The sequence below is a fragment of the Streptomyces sp. NPDC028314 genome, from assembly GCF_055565795.1.
The window spans coordinates 183343-202435 of the sequence record NZ_JBVHTP010000006.1 but is presented as its reverse complement, the minus strand read 5'-3'; the positions used below and the strand labels follow the sequence as shown (position 1 = coordinate 202435).

Here is a 19093-nt window from a genome sequence, read left to right as displayed (position 1 = left end):
TGCCCCGCGACCCGTCGGGATCCTCACCGTAGGGGTTGCGGGGGCGGCCCCGACCGAGGCCCACGCCGTGTTCACCTGACCTGACGGCGGACCAGCTCGTGGAAGAGGCCGTCCGCGTCGGCGAGCAGTTCGGCGGGCGGCCCCTGCTGGGCGACCCGCCCGTCCGACATGACGATCACCCGGTCGGCGTCCATGACCGTGGACAGCCGGTGGGCGATCACGATGCGGGTGGCGCGCAGGGCCCGGGTGGACTCGATGACCACGCGCTGGGCCTCGTTGTCCAGCGCGCTGGTCGCCTCGTCCAGGAAGAGGATCCGCGGCTTGCGGATGAGGGCCTGGGCGATCATCAGCCGCTGGCGCTGGCCGCCCGAGACGGTGCCTCCGCCGTCGGACAGCATCGTGTGCATGCCCATCGGCATGGCCTTGATGTCCTCGGCCAGGTCCGCCAGCGCGGCCGCCTCCCAGGCCTCCTCCGGCGAGAACGCCTCGGCGCCGCGGATGCAGTCGAGGATCGAGCCGGAGAAGGGCTGGGCGTTCTGCAGGACGACACCGCACTGGCGGCGCACCGCCGCCTGGTCGAGCGCCGCCAGGTCCTGGCCGTCGTACGTCACGCTGCCCGAGGCGGGCTTGTCGAAGCCGATCAGCAGGCGCAGCAGTGTCGACTTGCCGCAGCCGCTGGCCCCGACGATCGCGACGAACTCGCCCGGCCGCACCCGGAACGACACGTCGTCGAGGACGAGCGGGGCGTCGTCGGCGTACCGGTAGGAGAGGTTCTTCACCTCGACGGCGCCGCTGAGCACTCCCGGGCGGATGCTCGAACCGCGCACCTCGGGGGTCTCCTCGAAGACCGGCTTGACCTGCTCGTACATCGGCTGCACCGAGGCGGCCGAGATCAGTGCGCCGGTCACCTGGGTGACGGAGGCGAGCATCATCGTGACGGCGGTGCTGAAGGTGAGGAACTCTCCGGCGGACATGGTGCCCCGGGCCGGCCCGGCCAGCAGTGCGAACATCACGAGCGTGCACAGCGGCAGGTAGACCGCGTTGAGCACCGTGACGACGTTCTTGATCCGGCCGATGCGCTGTTGCAGCTCGCGGGTACGGGCGAACTCCCGTGCCCAGGCGGCGTAGGCGAAGCTCTCGGCGGCGGCGACGCGCAGTTTGGGCAGTCCCCGCAGGGTCTGGAAGGCATGGTTGTTGAGCTTGTGGCCGAGCGCGACGAGCTGCCGCTGGTAGCGCAGCTGCCACCACCCCAGGCCGAGGAACACCGTGGCGATGACGAGCAGCATGGCGACCGCCACCAGCGCCAGCGGCACGCTGTAGAAGAGCAGCAGCGCGAGGTTCATCACGGCGACGGTGCCGGCCTGCACGGACACCGATCCGATCCCGGACACCACCCGGCGGATGGAGCTGATGCCCATCGCCGCACCCGCCAGTTCGCCCGTGGACCGGCCTGCGAAGAAGTTCACCGGCAGCCGCAGCAGCCGGTCCCACACGGCGGGCTGCAGCGTGGCCTCGACCCGGCCCTCGACCCGTAGGAGGGAGATGTTCTGCATCAGCATGAAGGCGGCCGAGACGACGCTGGTGGCGATGAGCGCCAGAGCCGTCTGCACGATGAGGCCGTTCTCGGCGCGGGGTACGTACTCCCCGAGCACCCTGCCGGTGGCGATGGGGACGAGCGCGCCCAGACCGACCGCCACCAGCCCGCCCAGGGCCAGACCGCGCAGGTCGCAGGCGCTGCCCCGGACGCTGAAGCGCAGCAGCCGCAGCAGACCCGGGTTCCCTTCGGGCAGCGGGCGGTAGAACATGACCGCGGACGGCTCGTACGCGGCCTCGTTGTCCTTGCCGACGCGCTCGCGGACACCGGTGGCGGGGTCGACGGCCTCGTACCGGCCGCGCCGCCACAGCAGCGCGACGGGCGCCTCGTCCTCCTCGCGCCGGCCGACCAGGGGCCCGGAGTTCTCCTTCCACCAGCGGCCGCCGAGCCCGACCTCGCGGGTGCGGATCCCCGAGGCGAGCGCGATGCGTTCGACCGCGTCCAGCCGCCCGGCGGCGGCGCCCGCCTCGCGCGGCTCGCTCAGGGTGATGCCGGCCTCGCCCGCGACCAGGCGGCACGCGGCGAACGCCGCGTCGTCGCTCGCGCCGCTCCGCGCACCCCTGCGGGACCGGCCGATGGAGGCGAGCAGCGTCCGGTCGGCCTGGGTACGGGCTGCCTCGCCGGCCTCGATGCCGGCGGCCATGCGGTCCTCGTGGGCGCGTTCGAGCTGCTCGATCCAGTGGTCCAGGGCGTACAGCAGCCGGTACTGCTGGTCGACCATGCCCTGCCACATCGCGCCGTCCACGAGCAGGGTGCCGGCCGCGCCCTGACCCGCGGAACCGCCGTATCCCGGGTGTTCCGCGTGGGCGCCGTACGCGCCGTAGTGGCCGTACTGGCCGTACGGGTCGTGGGGGGCGTGGGGGGCTCCCTCGTACACGGCGCCGTACTGCACGCTGCCCGGGACGATCCGCATCCACAGCACGTCGTCGTCGGCCCCGTCGTCGTCCGTGCTGGCGCGGTTCTGCAGCGGTGCCTGGTAGAGCACGCGCAGGCCGCGGCCGATGCCGAGCGCGAAGGCTTCCTCCAGGGGGCTCAGCACCCCGTCGGCGGCTCCGTACTGCCCCTGGTCGGCGTGCCAGGCCCAGGCTCCGTCCTGGGGGACCCCCGGGGCGCCGTACTCGGGGCGGTACAGCTCGCCCAGCTCGATGCGGCGCAGCCGGCAGCCCTGCAGGGGCCGGCCGAGCAGGGTGTGGCCGGGGCCCTCGGGCGGACCGAGCAGCAGGGTGCCCGCCGCCAGCCGGCCCAGGAAGTGCCAGTGCCCCGCCTGCGCGGCGTCGACGGCGAAGAGGTCCAGCTCCCCGTCCACGACGAGCCACAGCACGAGCGGGCCCTCCAGCGACAGGCTGCGCATACCGGCGCAGTCGACCGCGGAGCCGAGTCCGCCCAGGGCCGCCACGACCGGGTCGGGGGCCCGGCCCGGCGTCGTTCCGGTCACGGTGGCGGGGTGCGGGACGGTGCCGGGGTGCGGGGACGTCATCTCAGTGCTCCTTGACCAGCTCGGCGTACGGGCCCGGCGCCGCGAGCAGGTGCTCGTGGCGCCCCCGTTCGACGACCGTCCCCCGGTCGAGCACGACGATCTCGTCGCTGTCGCGCACCGTGCTCAGCCGGTGTGCGATGACCACGCAGGCGCAGCCGCGGCGGCGCAGGTTGTCGATGACGATCTGCTCGGTCGCCGCGTCGAGGGCGCTGGTCACCTCGTCCAGGACCATGACGCTGGGGCGGCGCACCAGTGCCCGGGCGATCTCCAGGCGCTGGCGCTGGCCGCCGGAGAAGTTGCGGCCGTCCTGTTCGACCCGGCTGTGGATGCCGCCGGCCCGGCGCGCGACCACGTCGTACACGGCCGCGTCCTCCAGGGCGGCGACGACGGCCTCGTCCGGGATCGAGGGGTCCCACAGCGCGACGTTGTCGCGGACGGTGCCCTCGAAGAGGAAGACGTCCTGGTCCACGAAGGACACGGAGGCCGCCAGCGCGCCGCGCGGGATGTCCTCCAGCCGCATCCCGTCGATGCGGATGGTGCCCTCCCACGGGGCGTAGAGACCGGAGATCAGCCGGGAGACCGTGGATTTCCCGCTGCCGGATCCGCCGACGAGCGCGACCTGCTGACCGGGGCCGACCGAGAGCGAGAAGTCCTTCAGCAGCGGCGCGTCCAACGGGCTGTATCCGAAGGTGACGTGGTCCAGTTCCACGTGACCCTTCAGGCGGCGGGTGCCGGCCCGGGGCTCGCGCCGGGAGTAGACCGGGTCGACGGGAAAGTTCTCGACGTCCTTGAGGCGGGCCACGTCGGCCGCGAAGTCCTGGATCCGGCCGGCCACGCCGTTGAGGCGGGTGATCGGGGCCGTGAAGCTGGTCACCAGGGCCTGGAAGGCGACCAGCAGACCGACCGTGAGGTGCCCCTCCACCGCCCGCAGGCCGCCGATCATCAGGATCAGCGCGCTGTTGAGGGCGGCCAGCGTGGGCGCGACGACGGCCAGCCACGCGCTGGGCACGCCGAGGCGCTGCTGCACGTCGAGGGTGATGGCGTGCTGGCCGGCCCAGCGGCGGAAGAAGCCGTTCTCCCCGCCGGTGGCCTTCATCGTCTCGATGAGCTGGAGCCCGCTGTAGGAGGTGTTGGTGAGCCGGGCGCTCTCGGCGCGCAGCTTCTGGGTGTCGGTCGCCCTGATGCGGATCACCGTCCGCATGGCCACGATGTTGAGCAGCGCGATCAGTACCCCGACGACGGTGAGCTGCGGGTCGTACGTCCACAGCAGCACCGCGTAGAGGACGACGACCACCGCGTCCACCCCGGCGGCGGCCAGGTCCCTGGCGAGGGTCTCGGCGACCGCGTCGTTGGACTGGAGGCGCTGGACCAGGTCGGCGGGGTTGCGCTGGGCGAAGAAGGTGACCGGGAGCCGGAGCAGGTGCCGCAGGAAGCGGGCGCTGCCCAGGGTGGAGGAGATGATCCGCCCGCGCAGCAGGTTGGCCTGCTGGAGGGCGGTGAGCGTCGCCGTGAGCACGAGGGCGGCGGCCATCGACGCGAAGAGCACGCCCAGCAGGGACGTCTGGTTGCCGATCAGGAACATGTCGATGTACGTACGGCTCAGCGCGGGCACCGTCGCGCCGACGGCCACCAGCAGCAGGCTGGAGAGGACGGCGGCGAGGAGGGTGCCCGAGGTGCCGCGCAGACGGGCCGGCATGGCGCCCATGACCCCGGGCTTGCGTCCGGTGCGGCGGAAGCCCTCGTCGGGCTGGAAGGTGAGCACGACACCGGTGAAGCTGCTGTCGAACTCCTCCATGGGGACGAACCTCCGCCCCTTCCCCGGGTCGTTGATGTACACGCCCCGGCGGCCGAAGCGGCGGCCCATGCCGTCGTAGACGACGTAGTGGTTGAACTCCCAGAAGAGGATGGCCGGCGGGCTCTCGCCGGCGAGGGCGGCCAGGTCCATCTGCATGCCCTTGGCCTTCAGCCCGTAGCTGCGGGCGGCCTTGAGGAGGTTGCTGGCGCGGGAGCCGTCGCGGGAGACCCCGCAGGCGATGCGGAGTTCCTCCAGGGGGACGAAGCGGCCGTGGTGGCCGAGCACCATGGCCAGCGCGGCGGCGCCGCACTCCACCGCCTCCATCTGGAGCACGGTCGGCGTGCGGACGGGCCGGGGCGTACGGCCCTTGGGAGTGGGGCTCTGGCGCGGGGAGCGCCGCCGGGAGTTCCTGCCCGCCGGCTCCGCCCGGCGGCGGCGGGCGCCGCCCTGGGGAGCGGGGCGGTGGCGCCGGTGTCCGGCGGCCGGAAGCAGGGGGGCCGGCGGCTGGGGGGCCGGAAGCAGGGGGGCCGGCGGCTGGGGGGATTCCTGGGCGGGTCGCTGCGGGGCGGTCACGGGAGCAGCCAATCGACGGGGTGCTGTGCGGAGAGGTGGACGGCTCCGGTGACCGGTGTCGCGGAGTCGACGGCGTACGGGGGCCCGTCCGCGGAGGACCACCGGTACCCGGACTCGGTCGCGGAGGAACGCTCCAGCTGTACGAGCACCGCCACGGGGTCGCCCTGCCGGGCGAACTCGGCGGCGAGCCGGCTGTCGCCGAGGAAGCCGCTGATCTGCGCGCCCGTCTGGGGCGTACGGCCGACCTCCTTGACCCGGCCGCGCAGCACGCCGAACCGCTGCTGGGGGACGGACCGGACGGCCAGGTCGACCTGGGCGCCCACGGGGATCGCCGCGCCGCTGCCGCCGCCCGGCACGTAGAGCACGGCCACCAGCGGGTCGTTCGGATCCTTCACGCGCTCCACGGTGGCCACGTCCGCGCCGGTCGTGAGGACCGAGCCGATCTTTGCGACCAGGTTCGTCACCCGCCCGCCGGCCACGACGCGCACGGCCCGCTCGCCCTGGTCCGTACTGACCTGGAGCAGGGGCGCGCCCGGGGAGAGCAGCTGGCCCTCCTTGGCGGAGACTCCGGTGACCTGTCCGGCGAAGGGGCTCTGCAGCAGGTAGCTGCCCTCGGCATGGGTGAGGATGCCGGGCGCGCTCAGTTTCGAGGACACGGTCCCGGTGAATGCCCAGAAGCCCGCCGCCGCCATGACGATGAGCGTGACGGCCAGGACGAGCCGGCCCTGCGGGCGCGCGAAGCGTACGGGCAGATCGAGTTCTTCGGGCGATTGCAGCTTCGAAAGAGCCTTTTGACGGAACTGCACGGACCATTTCCTTCGACTGCATTCGTCACACGGTTACCGAATGGGCGGGCAGCCGTGAAACCCCGGAACGAATGCGTTCCGGGGTTCACGGCTGCGGATATCGGTCAGAGACCGGCGACACCGACGTGAACGCCGGCGATGCCCGTGACCTGGCCGGGCACGGCCAGGGCGCCCTGAACGGTGTCGAGGGAGGTCACGGTGCCCAGCAGGCCCTGGACGTCGCCGGTCACGGCGCCGAGGAGGCCACCGGATATGCCGATGCCGCCGGAGACGGCGTCCAGCTCGGTGTCGGCGATCTCACGGGTCTCGATGTCGTTACGCATGTTGTGCGCACCCTTCATTGATCTGGCTTTTCGTCAAATGACGTGAACGGACCGCGACATGGCGGCCCGGTCACTCTCGCGACGCGGCCGGAACGAATCGACCAACGCTCCGGAAACGACCGCGATGGGCAGATGTAAGCACGCGAACGGGCCCCCCGGCCAATTGCGTTGACACCCCCCGGCTCCTCAAGTCGACACGCACTCGACAGGCTCACCGATTCATTTGGGAGATCGTCACACCTTCTCCACAGGATCGAGTAACACAAATGCGCGGCCCGTCGCCGCGGCGAAACAAAAGGGACATACGTCCACCAAGCGGAACCGGCAATTCCGGCATACCGAAGCCCCCTGCAAGAGGAGGCACCCCCTCCACTCTCACCATGTGAAGATTGGCGGAAGCGACCCCGAGTGACGCCCCCACCACAGCGAGTACCGCCCGCAGGCGTCGCGAAGCCGGTGCGCCACCGGTCGCGGACCAGGCGCCACATGCCGGTTTCGGGGGCCGCTCGATCACGGACCATGACGGGACGTCAGCGGCCCGGCGAAGCGTCGTAGCGCTCAACCCTCGAAATCTCTCGGGAACGCGCTCCGGGGATCAGACGTGCGGCAGTTCGCCGACGGCCGGCCGACGACCTCCGTAGGAGGCGACCAACGCGTCTGCCACGATCGCCGCGTCCGCCTCGGCCACGTCCGCCGGGTACTCCGGCAGCAAGTCGTCCCAGATGACCATCCACGAACCGTACAGTTGGGCTTGGCCCTCGGGACGGGCGAAGAACCAGACGTGCAGATGGGCGCCACCGTCTCCGATGCGATAGACGTGGGCCCGCGCGATGTGCGGCAGCGCTTGCACATGGCGGGCGATGTGGGTGGTGAGCACCCCCAGTTCGGCTGCCAGTTCGTCGGGCAGGTCCGCCAGGTCAAAGTGATCGCGTGGATGCAGCATCAGCACCAGCGGCACGCCGACTCCCGCGATCCGGGTGAGCCGCCAGCGGTCGTTGAGCCAGATCCCTTCGTCCCGGCTGCGGCACGCGTTGCAGTCCGACGGGTCCTCGCCGTGCCGCGCGGGTTCGGGCAGAACCGGCGGGCGCAGCGGCGCGACGCGCAGGCCCTCCGGCTCGAATGGACTGATGTCCCACCCCGTCATACGGGCCAGTGGGAGCCGCCGCTCACCATCCGCAGCGGTACGTGCGTGGGCGTAGAAATCGTCAGGTCGCAGAGCCATGGCCGAAGGCTACTGACGTTCGACGGCAACCAGTAGCAGGCCGCAGGCTGATCCTGCACAGCCTGCCGAGCCCCACCCACCATGCCCCGGGCATGGGAAAGGCCGCCTCAGGCGTCAGGTGTGGCCGGTGAGGAAGGGTCGATCGCTGGCTGTCCGTGCTCTTGACGGATGCGCTCCCGCAGGGTCTCAGCGGACTCTTGGATCCGGGTGCGCCGGGTCTCGGCTTCGATCTCCAGGCGTCTTGGCTCCGCCTCGATCTCGGCCATACGTACGTCCGCCCGCTTCTCGATCTTCGCCTTGGCCACGGTACTCACGGCCGCTGCCAAGGCGCCGGTGCTCGCTACCACCTCGGCCAATTGGATGAGCGCATCGCCCTGTGGTGACCCGCGAGTCGCCACCGCTTTCCGGCACCACGCACGAACAAATGCTCGTACGAGGGGCGATCCTGACGACCCGACGGCCGACCGCTCGGACCGCACAAGGTCCTCGACCGGCTACACCAGCTGTCCGAGGAAGCCGGCGTCCCGCGGATCACCGTCCACGACCTGCGCCACCTGGCGGCCACCATCACCATCTCCGCCGGCGTGCCGCTCACCGTGGTGTCCAAGACGCTGCGGCACTCCACGCTGTCGACCACCGCGAACATCTACAGCCACCTCACCCCACAGGCAGCCCGCGAAGCCGTCGACACCATCGTCCGCACCCTCACCGGAGCCCAGAAGACCGGTCCCGAGACGCGCTGCCCGGCATGGCTGCGACCACATTGCGACCGCCATGGCCCCGGACGCACGAAAGGCCGCTCCCTCACGGATGAGAGAACGGCCTCCGACCTACGTTTCCGCAAAGTCGGGACGACAGGATTTGAACCTGCGACCCCTTGACCCCCAGTCAAGTGCGCTACCAAGCTGCGCCACGTCCCGTTGTGCCTTCCACCTGGGGTTTCCCCCTCGCGGCGGGCACATGCAGAACATTACCCCACGTTGAGGGGTATTCGTGCACCGGTAATCGGCGCGAGGGAGGATGGGCGGGTGAACGTACGGGATCGGGATGGCGAAGGCCGTGCGCGCAGCGCGCGGCCCAGGGACGGGCTGGGCCGGCCGTTGCCCTACGGGGCGCCCGGGGTGGAGCGGCAGCCCGAGGGGGTGGTGCGGTCGCCCGCCGGGACCCTGGCGGAGGCGCAGCGGCTGCTGGACGCCGGGATGCCCTTCCACGCGCACGAGGTCTTCGAGGACGCCTGGAAGTCGGGGCCGCAGGCCGAGGCTCCGCTGTGGCGGGGGCTCGCGCAGCTGGCGGTGGGGCTGACGCACGCCGCGCGGGGGAACGCCGTCGGCGGGGCCCGGCTGTTGCGGCGCGGCGCCGGCGTGCTGGCCGGGCTGGACGGGGTCCACGGGATCGACCTGCCCGGTCTGGTCCGGTGGGCCGGGGCGCTGGCCGACCGGGTCGAGGCCGGTGCGGCCGTCGACGCCGCGGCCGAGGCGCCCCGGCTGGCCGCCGCGCCGGGCCTGCCGCCGCGCGATCACGCCTGAGCTCGGAGGCCGGCGGCGCCGCGCCGGAGGCTACGCCGGCTGGAGCAGGTCCCAGCGGTTGCCGTAGAGGTCCTCGAAGACGGCGACCGAGCCGTACGTCTCGTGGCGGGGCTCCTCCAGGAAGCGGACGCCCTCGGCCGTCATCCGGGCGTGGTCGCCCGCGAAGTCGTCGGTGTAGAGGAAGAAGCCGACACGGCCGCCCGTCTGGTCGCCTACCCGGGAGCGCTGGGCCTCGTCCTTGGCGCGGGCCAGCAGCAGCGCCGACTCGGTGGCGCCGGGCGGGCGCACCACGACCCAGCGGGAGCCGTCCGGGCGGGCGGTGTCCTCGGCAAGGGTGAAGCCGAGGGCCCGGGTGTAGAAGTCGATGGCCTCGTCGTAGTCGTGGACCACGAGGGCGGTGAGGGCGATGTGTGCGGACATGGCTCCTATTGTGCGGACCCGTGTGCGGACTCATCGAGCAGGACGACCTCGAGGGTGCGGGGGCCGTGTACGCCTTCCACCCGGTCCAGCTCGATGTCGCTGGTGGCGGAGGGGCCGGAGATCCAGGTCAGCGGGCGGGTGGGAGCGAGGCGTTCCAGGGCCTGCGGGACGGAGTCCACCAGCTGGCCGGGGACGCGGACCACGCAGATGTGGTGGTCGGGGATCAGGGTGATCCGTCGCCGGCCCTGGTCGGGACCGCCGTCGAGGACGATCGTGCCGGTCTCCGCGATGGCCAGGGCGCAGCCGGTCACGACACTGTCCACGCCGTCCAGTTCCTGCGGGGTGGATCCGGCCCGGTCGTGGATCCGGGTCGGGTCGGCGGCGGAGAGCCAGTACGGGGGCAGCGCGGGCGGGACGAGCACGGTCGCGGCGCCCCGTTCGGCGAGGAGCCGCGCCAGGAGTTCCGCCAGACCGTCCTCGTCGGTGCGGTGGACCGTGGCCCGGTACTCGGTGAGGTTGGCGGCGAGCAGGTCGGCGCTCTCCTCGGGGGTGCGGGATCCGTGGACGCGGAGGTAGTCCCGGGGGATGCCGGGGTCGGCGGAGGCGGAGGCGGCGGAGCCTGCGGCGGGCACGGCACGGCGGATGCGGCCCAGGATGCGGTCCCTGCTGCTCATCGGCGTGCCCCCCGCTGCTCCCCGCCTCGGTCCCCCCGCTGCTCCCCGGGCCGCTCCCCGCCCCGGTCCCCCCGCTCACGCGCCCACCAGTCGCGGAACGACTCCGCCGGCAGCTCCGGCAGCTCCCGGCCGGCGCTCCATGCCCGCCCCGGCCCCGGCAGCCGGCGCGGCCGAAGCCGGCGGGCCCGGGACAGCAGCCGCTCCGCGGCGCGGAGGGCTTGCGGACGGTCGAGCAGCAGCCGGGCGGCGCGCATGGCGGCCCGTTCGGCGGTGTGGCCGTGTGCGGGGCGGATCCGTACCCGGATGCCCTCGCGGGTCACGTCGCCGCCCTGGGCCACGCGTTCGCGCAGGTGGACGAGGACTTCCGGGATGTCGATGGCCACGGGGCAGACCTCGTAGCAGGCCCCGCACAGGGTGGAGGCGTAGGGCAGCGAGGCATCGATCTCGCTCGCGGTACCGCGCAGTTGAGGGCTGAGGATGGCGCCGATCGGGCCGGGGTAGACGGAGCCGTAGGCGTGGCCGCCGGCGCGCTCGTAGACGGGGCAGACGTTCAGGCAGGCGGAGCAGCGGATGCAGCGCAGGGCCTGGCGGCCGACCTCGTCGGCGAGGGCGTCGGTGCGGCCGTTGTCCAGGAGGATCAGGTGGAACGCGGAGGGGCCGTCGCCATCCGTGGTGCCCGTCCACATGGTCGTGTACGGGTTCATCCGCTCGGCCGTGGAGGAGCGCGGCAGGGTCTGGAGGAAGATCTCCAGGTCCCGGAAGGTCGGCACCACCTTCTCGATGCCCACGACCGAGATCAGCGTGTCGGGCAGGGTCAGGCACATCCTGCCGTTGCCCTCGGACTCGAAGACGACCATCGTGCCGGTCTCGGCGACCATGAAGTTGGCGCCGGACACGGCGACTTTGGCGCGCAGGAACTTCTCGCGCAGGTGCAGGCGGGCGGCCTCGGCCAGCTCCCTCGGGTCGTCGCCCAGCCCATCTGGCGCGGGCCGCCCCCAACTCCCCATCTCGGCCCGGAAGATGTCCCGGATCTCGCCCCGGTTGCGGTGGATGGCCGGGACCAGGATGTGCGAGGGCCGATCGTGGCCCAGCTGGACGATGAGCTCGGCCAGGTCGGTCTCGTACGCGGCGATCCCGGCGGCCTCCAGGGCCTCGTTGAGGCCGATTTCCTGGGTGGCCATCGATTTGACCTTGACGACCTCGCGCTCACCGGTGGCCAGCACCAGCTCCGTCACGATCCGGTTGGCCTCGTCCGCGTCCGCCGCCCAGTGGACGGTGCCGCCCGCGGCGGTCACGGAGGCCTCCAGCTCCAGCAGGTAGCGGTCGAGGTGACGGAGCGTGTGGTCCTTGACGGCCTTGCCCGCCGCGCGCAGCCGGTCCCAGTCCGCCAGCTCGGCGATCGCGCGGGCCCGTTTGTCGCGGATGGTGTGGGTGGCGTGCCGGAGGTTGGCGCGCAGTACGTCGTTCCGTACGGCCTCCCGCGCCGCCTCGGGGAAGGCGGGCATGCCGAGGTGGATGCCGGTCATCGCAGGGGTTCCTCCTCGGTCGCGGCCAGGATCTCGGCGAGGTGCAGGGCGCGCAGCGGGGAGCCGGCCCGGCGCAGCGTGCCGTCGAGGTGGGCGAGGCAGGAGTTGTCGGCGCCGCACAGCACCCGGGCGCCCGTGGCCTCGGCGTTGCGGATCTTGTCGGCGCCCATGGCGGTCGACACGTCGGGGTTCTTCACGGCGAAGGTGCCGCCGAACCCGCAGCATTCCTCGGCCCCGGGCAGCTCGACCAGGTCCAGGCCCTTGACGGCGGTGAGCAGCCGCCGGGGGCGGTCGCCCAACCCGAGGCCGCGCAGCCCGTGGCAGGAGGGGTGGTAGGTGACGGTGTGCGGGAAGTAGGCGCCCACGTCCGTCACCCCGAGGACGTCGACCAGGAACTCGGTCAGCTCGTACACGCGGGGGGCGATCTCCGCCGCGAGCTCCGCCAGCTCCGGCCCCCGCCCCTCCCCGGCGGCCTTCCGGCCGATCCGGGGGTAGTGCTCGCGGATCATCGCGGCGCAGGACCCGGAGGGGGTGACCACGTACGGGTGGCCCGCGAAGGCCTCGGCGGTGCGCCGCAGCAGCGGCTCGGTCTCGCGCCGGTAGCCGGTGTTGTACTGCGGCTGCCCGCAGCAGCTCTGCCCCGTCGGGAAGTCCACGTCGACGCCGAGGCGCTCCAGGAGGCGTACGACGGCGATGCCGGTCCGCGGGTACAGCGCGTCGTTGACGCAGGTGACGAACAGGGCGACACGCATGACGGGCAGAATAGCCGGGTGAAGAAGTTCTCAGTGATCGGCATAGGCGCGGGCGACCCGGACCACCTGACCCTCCAGGCGGTCAAGGCGATCGGTGCCACGGACGCATTCCTCATTCTGGAGAAGGGCGAGGAGAAGGCTGACCTGACCGGGCTGCGGCGCGCGATGCTGGAGGCGCACGCCCGCCCGGGGCACCGGCTGGTGGAGGGCCGCGACCCGGACCGCGACCGGGCCCCGGCCGACTACACCCCGACCGTGGACGGCTGGCGCAGCGCGCGGGCCGAGATCTTCGAGCGGTTCATCGCCGAGGACCTGGCGGACGGCGAGACCGGGGCGTTCCTGGTGTGGGGCGACCCCTCGCTGTACGACTCCACGCTCGCGATCCTCGACGAGGTGCTGGAGAAGGGGCGGGTCGCCTTCGAGCACGAGGTGGTGCCCGGCATCAGCAGCATCTCCTCGCTGCTGGCCCGGCACCGCACCAACTTGAACCGGGTGGGCCGGCCGGTCCAGATCACCACCGGCCGGCGCCTCGCGGAGGGCTGGCCGCAGGACGTGGACGACGTGGTGGTGATGCTGGACGCGCGGCACGCCTTCACCGCCCACCTGGACAAGGACCTGTACATCTACTGGGGCGCCTACGTCGGCACGCCCGACGAGATCCTGGTCTCGGGGAAGCTGGCGGAGGTCGCGGGCCGGATCGAGGAGCTGCGGACCGAGGCCCGCGCCCGCAAGGGCTGGATCATGGACACGTACCTGCTCAGGCGCCCCTGAGGTAGTCGGGCAGGGCCGCGGCGAGGCGTTCGTACTCCTCGGGCCGGTTGTAGATCTGCCCGCAGATCCGGATGCCGCCGCCGCCCGGCCACGGCCAGACCAGCACCCGGACGCGCAGTTCGGCCGCGAGCCGCTCGCGCAGGGCGCGGGCGGTCTCCGGCGTCTGCGCGACGCCCGGCGGCAGGCGCAGGGCCCGCATGGGGAGGCCCTCGGTGTGCGGGAGCGGGGTGAGCCCCGGGACCTCCGCGAGCAGGGCCGCCCCGTGGGCGGCGAGGGCGGTGTTGTGCGCCCGCACCCGGTCGGCGTCGAGGCGTTCGAGGAGGTCCAGGCCCTCGGGGGCGGCCAGCCAGCCGGTGTAGTCGACGGTGGCCCGGTACTCGACGGAACGGGGGAATCCGCTCTGGTCCTCCCAGGAGGGCACCAGCGCCCGGACCCGGGAGCGGTGGCGCGGGGCGACGGCGAGGATCGCGCTGCCGGACGGGGCGTACCCCCATTTGTGCAGGTTTCCGAACCAGAAGTCGGCGCCTCCGGCCAGCGGGTCGGCGAGCGTGCCGGGCGCGTGGGCGCCGTCGACGACGGTGGTGACGCCGCGGGCGGCCAGCTCGGCGAGCAGCTTCGGGCCGGCGAGGAGCCGGGCGGTGGGCGAGCTGATGTGGTCGAGCACCGCCACCTTGGTGCGCGGGGTGAGCCCGGCCAGCACGGCTTCCCGTACGGAGTCCTCGTCGGGGAGGTACGGGTCGAGGGTGACGGTCGTGAGGGGCGCGCGGCGGGCGGCGGCCGCGACGACGGTGCCGTAGCCGTGGTCGGTGACCAGGATCTCGTCGCCGTCCGCGAGGGGGATGGCGTCGAGGGCCAGGTTGGCGCCCTCGGTGGCGTTGGCGATGAAGCAGATGCCCTCGGGGCCGGTGCCGAGGTGGGCGGCGATCCGGGCGCGGGCGGCGTCGACGCGCTCCGACACGCCGACGAAGAAGGCGTCCGGGTCGTGGTGGACCTCGGCCTGGAGCGCGGCGTGCGCCTGCTGCACGGGGACCGGTACCGCGCCGAAGGAGCCGTGGTTCAGGTGGGCGACGCCGGGGTCGAGCCGGAACAGCTCGCGCCCGCCTGGGAACTCCGCGGGTCGTATCGGCTCGGTCACGCGTGCCTCCGGGTGCGGCGGGGCTGGAGTGCCGATCATCGCCGATCGATCGGCCGACCGAAAGCCCGGCCGGGCCGGGGGGGTGTGGCGCGGCGGCGGGGCCGGGGGCGGTGTGCGCGCGGCGGCGGAGGGCGCGGACCACGCGGGCGTCGGCCCCGTCCGTAACCGGCCGGTGCCCCGGAAATGGGGGGCGCTCGGTGGCGCGGGCTGCATAGGCTCGCGCCATGCCGAGCCCGATGCCGCGCCTCGCGGATGCCGACGCACTCACCCGGATCATCGCGTTCCAGGCCGACTTCGCCCGCCGCCAGGCCGAGCGCGTCGTCGAGTTGCCCGGAGGGTTCGCGGCGTACGACGACACGTACCCGCGGTCCCATGCCAACAACCTGGTGGTCATCGACCGGGCGGTGGACCCGGCGGCCCTGCCCTCGCTGGTGGAAGAGGCGCTGAGCGGGTTCGGGCACCGGCTGGTCTGCGTACTCGACGACGCGGTCGGGCGGGAGTGCGTGGAGCCGCTGGCCCGGGCCGGCTACACGCATTCCACGTACCTGGTGATGCTGCACACCGGCGCGGTGGCGCCGGCCGGCCCGGCGGGAGTGGTGGATCTCGCCGCCTTGCGGATCGCGGTGGCCCGCCGCTGGAGGAGCTTCCTTCCGGAGGCCGACGACGAGGTGGTGGGGCAGCTCGTGGAGCGTCGCGCGGTACGCCTGCGCGGCGCGGACTCCGTCCGGTTCGTCGGCGCCCGGACGCCGGAGGGCGAGATGGCCTCGTGGAGCGACCTCTATCTGGACCCGGTCCGCGGTCTGGCCCAGATCGAGGACCTCGTCACCTCGCAGGCCCACCTGCGGCAGGGCTACGGCGACGCCGTGCTCTCCACGGCCCTGCGGCTCGCCGCCGAGGCGGGCTGCGGAACCCGCTTCCTGATCGCCGACTCCGACGACTGGCCGCAGCGCTGGTACGAGCGCCGCGGCTTCTCGGTCATCGGCCGCTCGCACGCCTTCGAACGGCTCTAGGTTCCGTGCCCCGGTATCAGCTCCGGCCGCTGGTGGCCGCGTAGTACTGGAGGTCCTGGACCTCCACCTTGTGGTCCACCGGGTACGGGAGTTCCACCTCCGTGGCGGCCTTGCCGCCGCGGACCACCTCCGCCGCGCTCGTACCCGCCTTCAGCGGCAGCAGTTCGGAGTGCACCCCGGCCGGCGCGTCGTGGGAGTCCTTCGCGGCGCCGACGGTCGTACGGATGCTCGCGGGCCCCGTCAGGAAGCTCAGCACCTCCACCGTGTCGCGGGGGGCGGCGCTGCCCTTGCGCGGGGACATCAGCAGCGACTGGTCCCCCGTCGGGTCGGCGGAGGCGAACTGGGTGCGGGCCGTCAGGTAGAGGGTGTCCCGGACGATCTTCGGCCAGCTGCCCGTCTTGAATTTGGTCAGGTAGTACGAGGTCAGGTCCAGGTAGGCGTAGCCGTTGTGCAGCGAGGGCGCGAACTGGCTGCCCTCCGAGTAGTCGTTCCAGGTGGTCAGCTGCACCCAGTCCGCGCCGTCGTCGATGGCGTGCGTCCAGGTGGAGCGCAGGGTCGCGGTGTTGCCCGCCTCGTCGTAGATGCCCTGGTTGGGCCGGGCGTCCTGGACGGACACGGGCTGCATCCAGATCTTGCCCATGTCGTGGGCCCGCCGGACGTCCCGCGTGGAGCTCTCCTGGCCGACGTAGCTGCGGCTGCCCCATTCGGAGAAGCCGTAACTGATGGGAGCGAAGGACGCGTTGTGCGCGCCGAAGTCCAGGAAGAGCGGGACGAAGGCCGTACGGATGCCGTGCTTCGACTTGAGGAGGTCGATCACCCGGGTCCACCAGGCGGCACTCTTCTCCTCCGCCTTGAACGGGGACACCACGAGCCGGCCGTCGCCGAGCCTGTGCGCGGCGGGGCTCTTGCCGAGGGCGGCGACGGCGTCGGCGAGCACGCCCGGATCGTCGGTCTTCAGGGAGGTCATGTCGGGCATCAGCATGACCTTGAAGGCGGGGTCGACCGAACGGGCCGCCTCCATCAGGAGGTTGGAGCGCTCCCAGTTCTTCCCGGAGAGGGAGAGCATGTCGAGCGTGAACCCGTCGATTCCGGCGGAGCGGGCCGTGCGCACCTCCTGCTGGAGGTTGGCGTACTCCCAGTTGCCGTCCTTGGGCCGGACGGGCAGGGGGCGGTCGCGCAGCAGGCCACCGTACCGTTCGTGTTTGCCGCTCTCCCCGTCGGGGTCGAGGTAGTTGCGGGTGTAGTAGTCGCCGTCGGCGCTCGCGTTGTCGAGGGACAGCGGGTACGGGGTGAAGTAGTGGGCGAACACCAGCTTCCTGCCCGCGCCGGCGGAGCGCAGCGCGGCGGGCTGGGGCAGGTCGAAGGGCAGGGCTCCGGCGGGACGGGTGCCGCCGGTGTCGACCTGGCCGCGGGTGCCGCCCTGCTGCGGCTCCTCGGGGGCCGGGCTCGGGTCCTGCCCCGGTGCCGGCGCCCCGGTTGCGTCGGGTGAGGGGCTGCCCGCGGGGCCGGTGGACCAGGGCACGCTGATGTCGGGCGCCGAGCGGTCCTGGAGCGCGTCCGCCGAGAAGGGGTCCCAGGCTATGCCGGTCGCGGCGCAGACACCGACCAGCAGGAAGGCCGACAGGAGGAGGGCCAGCAGCGGTCTGCGGCCCCGGAAGCGGGGACGGCGCCGGTGCGACGAGGGCCGCGCCTGCCGCGCTGACCGCCGGTCCGCTCTCATCTGCGTTGCCCCTCCCGGAATATGCCCCGACTGCCGGGCTGCACAGCAGTAGAGCGGATTCCCGGCTCCCGGACAACCGTTCCCGGGGAGCCGGGCCTCGGCACGTACGTCACCGGGACCACGGCGCCTACGCCGACCGCAGTGCAGGCCCGGAGGCGGCCCGTCACCGTCCGCCCTTCGGGACGTACGGCCCGGTCCTGCTGCCGGGCGGCCTGACCAGGCCCGCGGTTCCCGGGTTGCGGGATCAGGTGCGGGCGGCGGCGATGTCCACGTTCTCCAGGATGCCGATGGCGTCGGGGACGAGGATCGCCGCCGAGTAGTAGGAGCTGACCAGGTAGGACATCACGGACTTCTGGTCGATTCCCATACAGCGGACGTTGAGTCCGGGCTCGATCTGCTCCGGGATGGCGGCCGGGCGCAGTCCGACCACCCCCTGCTGCTCCTCCCCCGTGCGCAGGGCGAGGACGGAGCTGGTGTGGCCGGCGGTGACCGGGATCTTGCCGCACGGCAGGAGGGGGATCCCGCGCCAGGAGGGCACCTGTTTGCCGTGCACCTCGGTGGTGGCGAGGGCGAGGCCGCGCTTGTTGCACTCGCGGAAGAAGGCGGCGATCGCCTTGGGGTGGGCCAGGAAGAACCTCGTTCCGCGGCGCATGCTGAGCAGGTCGTCCAGGTCGTCGGGGGTGGGCGGGCCGGACCAGGTGCTGATGCGCTGTTCGTAGTCCGCGTTGTGGAGCAGCCCGAACTCCCGGTTGTTCAGCAGCTCGGACTCCTCGCGCTCGCGCATCGCCTCTACGGTCAGGCGCAGTTGCTGCTCCAGCTGGTTCATCGGCTCGTTGTAGAGGTCGGCGACCCGGGTGTGGACGCGCAGGACGGTCTGGGCGAGGCTGAGTTCGTGCTCGCGCGGGCTGAGGTCGTAGTCCACGAAGGTGGCGGGCAGTTCCGCCTCGCCCGCGTGGCCGGAGAACAGTGCGATGTCGGCCTCCCCGCGCCGGTTGACCGGGCGCGAGCCGTTCTCCACGTACTGTTCGAGGTGGGCGCGCAGGCTCGCGGAGCGCGCCAGCACCTCCTGGAACGAACTCCAGCGCAGCACCATGACGGTCGCGGCGGTGGTGGCGCGCACGGAGTAGCCCCAGTGCGGGTCGGCCTGGCCGAGTGCGTCGTCGCCGAGCTGGTCACCGTCGGTGGTCACGCCGAGCAGTTCGAGGCCTCCGTAGGGCCCTTGCGCGAGGCGCTCCAGGCGGCCGTGGGCGACGACGAACACCTCGTCCACCGGGGCGCCCGCCTCGACCAGGGCGTCGCCGGCCCGCAGGTCGCGTTTGACGAACCGTACGGCGAGTTCCTCCAGCACCGCGGTGTCGCCGAAGCCCCTGAGCGTGGGAAGTTCGGCGAGGGTCGGCGCCACGATGTTCACGTGGTCCGCGCCGCTCTGCACGAAGGAGACCCGGCCGCGGCCGACGGCGTGGGTCAGGCGCCGGTTGACCCGGTAGGTGCCGGCGCCGAGGTGGACCCAGGGCAGCATGCGCAGCAGCCAGCGGGAGCTGATGCCCTGCATCTGCGGTACGGACTTGGTGGTCGTCGCGAGGTTGCGGGCAGCGGCGGTGGTCAGGCTCAACTGTCGCTCGGCGTGCGGGTCCGGTGGTGGCTGCGCCTGTGCGGTCATGCGGGTTCCTCCCTGGGTCGGGTCCTCGCGGAGCGGGCGGTGCGCTCCGCGGTGGGGCGTTGCGCAGGGCTCACGGTGCGGGGCGGGGAGTCACTCGCGGTAGTCGCCG

The 19093-nt window shown here is 72.6% G+C and carries 17 protein-coding genes and 1 tRNA gene; 4 read left to right on the top strand and 14 right to left on the bottom strand.

All coding sequences use genetic code 11. The features are described from left to right. Window positions 1-71 precede the first annotated feature (71 nt). The 6 genes from ACZ4TG_RS16385 to ACZ4TG_RS16360 form a co-directional block, all read right to left on the bottom strand. Entirely contained in the window at window positions 72-3071 is a 3000-nt protein-coding gene (locus ACZ4TG_RS16385; protein WP_468163068.1) for an NHLP bacteriocin export ABC transporter permease/ATPase subunit, read from the bottom strand. 1 nt (window position 3072) lies between these two features. Beyond that, window positions 3073-5190, bottom strand: a complete 2118-nt coding sequence (locus ACZ4TG_RS16380) for an NHLP family bacteriocin export ABC transporter peptidase/permease/ATPase subunit (RefSeq protein ID WP_468163452.1) — start codon at window positions 5188-5190, stop codon at window positions 3073-3075. A 245-nt stretch (window positions 5191-5435) separates the two neighbouring features. Continuing rightward, window positions 5436-6245 (bottom strand): hypothetical protein, encoded by an 810-nt coding sequence (locus tag ACZ4TG_RS16375; protein WP_468163066.1) that lies wholly within the window; start codon window positions 6243-6245, stop codon window positions 5436-5438. Window positions 6246-6349: 104 nt separating this feature from the next. Further along, window positions 6350-6568, bottom strand: coding sequence for a hypothetical protein (locus tag ACZ4TG_RS16370; protein WP_468163064.1), 219 nt, complete (start codon window positions 6566-6568; stop codon window positions 6350-6352). A gap of 595 nt (window positions 6569-7163) precedes the next feature. Continuing rightward, window positions 7164-7790 carry a hypothetical protein gene (locus ACZ4TG_RS16365; protein WP_468163062.1) on the bottom strand — a complete coding sequence of 209 codons (627 nt, stop codon included), beginning with the start codon at window positions 7788-7790 and terminating at the stop codon, window positions 7164-7166. A 107-nt stretch (window positions 7791-7897) separates the two neighbouring features. Further along, window positions 7898-8146: a hypothetical protein gene (locus ACZ4TG_RS16360; protein ID WP_468163060.1), complete on the bottom strand. Its 249-nt coding sequence runs from the start codon at window positions 8144-8146 to the stop codon at window positions 7898-7900. Between the two features lie 147 nt (window positions 8147-8293). On the opposite strand from ACZ4TG_RS16360, the gene ACZ4TG_RS16355 reads away from it, so the two are divergent. Next, the gene (locus ACZ4TG_RS16355; RefSeq protein WP_468163450.1) at window positions 8294-8671 is read left to right on the top strand and encodes a tyrosine-type recombinase/integrase; all 378 of its coding nucleotides are present in this window, start codon (window positions 8294-8296) and stop codon (window positions 8669-8671) included. Here the strand turns inward: ACZ4TG_RS16355 and ACZ4TG_RS16350 are convergent. Then, a tRNA-Pro gene (locus tag ACZ4TG_RS16350) sits at window positions 8637-8710 on the bottom strand. The genes ACZ4TG_RS16355 and ACZ4TG_RS16350 overlap by 35 nt on opposite strands. A gap of 108 nt (window positions 8711-8818) precedes the next feature. Between ACZ4TG_RS16350 and ACZ4TG_RS16345 the strand changes: the two genes are divergently transcribed. Further along, window positions 8819-9316 carry a DUF309 domain-containing protein gene (locus ACZ4TG_RS16345; protein WP_468163058.1) on the top strand — a complete coding sequence of 166 codons (498 nt, stop codon included), beginning with the start codon at window positions 8819-8821 and terminating at the stop codon, window positions 9314-9316. Between the two features lie 30 nt (window positions 9317-9346). Here ACZ4TG_RS16345 and ACZ4TG_RS16340 read toward each other — a convergent pair whose 3' ends face one another. Genes ACZ4TG_RS16340 through ACZ4TG_RS16325 form a run of 4 tightly spaced genes read right to left on the bottom strand, consistent with a single transcriptional unit; the run spans window position 9347 to window position 12688 of the window. Beyond that, window positions 9347-9736, bottom strand: a complete 390-nt coding sequence (locus tag ACZ4TG_RS16340) for a VOC family protein (protein ID WP_468163056.1) — start codon at window positions 9734-9736, stop codon at window positions 9347-9349. Window positions 9737-9741: 5 nt separating this feature from the next. After that, window positions 9742-10410 (bottom strand): LutC/YkgG family protein, encoded by a 669-nt coding sequence (locus ACZ4TG_RS16335; RefSeq protein WP_468163054.1) that lies wholly within the window; start codon window positions 10408-10410, stop codon window positions 9742-9744. Further along, window positions 10407-11936 carry a lactate utilization protein B gene (locus ACZ4TG_RS16330; RefSeq protein WP_468163052.1) on the bottom strand — a complete coding sequence of 510 codons (1530 nt, stop codon included), beginning with the start codon at window positions 11934-11936 and terminating at the stop codon, window positions 10407-10409. Before ACZ4TG_RS16330 ends, ACZ4TG_RS16335 begins: the two co-directional genes overlap by 4 nt. Continuing rightward, window positions 11933-12688, bottom strand: a complete 756-nt coding sequence (locus ACZ4TG_RS16325) for a (Fe-S)-binding protein (protein WP_468163050.1) — start codon at window positions 12686-12688, stop codon at window positions 11933-11935. Before ACZ4TG_RS16325 ends, ACZ4TG_RS16330 begins: the two co-directional genes overlap by 4 nt. 18 nt (window positions 12689-12706) lie before the next feature. Between ACZ4TG_RS16325 and cobF the strand changes: the two genes are divergently transcribed. Then, on the top strand, window positions 12707-13459 hold the full coding sequence (cobF, locus tag ACZ4TG_RS16320) for a precorrin-6A synthase (deacetylating) (RefSeq protein WP_468163048.1): 753 nt from the start codon (window positions 12707-12709) through the stop codon (window positions 13457-13459). Here the strand turns inward: cobF and ACZ4TG_RS16315 are convergent. Then, window positions 13446-14594 carry an aminotransferase class V-fold PLP-dependent enzyme gene (locus tag ACZ4TG_RS16315; RefSeq protein ID WP_468163046.1) on the bottom strand — a complete coding sequence of 383 codons (1149 nt, stop codon included), beginning with the start codon at window positions 14592-14594 and terminating at the stop codon, window positions 13446-13448. The genes cobF and ACZ4TG_RS16315 overlap by 14 nt on opposite strands. A gap of 224 nt (window positions 14595-14818) precedes the next feature. Between ACZ4TG_RS16315 and ACZ4TG_RS16310 the strand changes: the two genes are divergently transcribed. After that, window positions 14819-15604, top strand: a complete 786-nt coding sequence (locus ACZ4TG_RS16310) for a GNAT family N-acetyltransferase (protein WP_468163044.1) — start codon at window positions 14819-14821, stop codon at window positions 15602-15604. 16 nt (window positions 15605-15620) lie between these two features. Here the strand turns inward: ACZ4TG_RS16310 and ACZ4TG_RS16305 are convergent, their stop codons facing one another. Further along, window positions 15621-17324, bottom strand: a complete 1704-nt coding sequence (locus ACZ4TG_RS16305) for a glycoside hydrolase family 71 protein (protein WP_468163042.1) — start codon at window positions 17322-17324, stop codon at window positions 15621-15623. Window positions 17325-17568: 244 nt separating this feature from the next. After that, window positions 17569-18984, bottom strand: coding sequence for a family 2B encapsulin nanocompartment shell protein (locus ACZ4TG_RS16300; RefSeq protein WP_468163040.1), 1416 nt, complete (start codon window positions 18982-18984; stop codon window positions 17569-17571). Window positions 18985-19093: the final 109 nt, after the last annotated feature.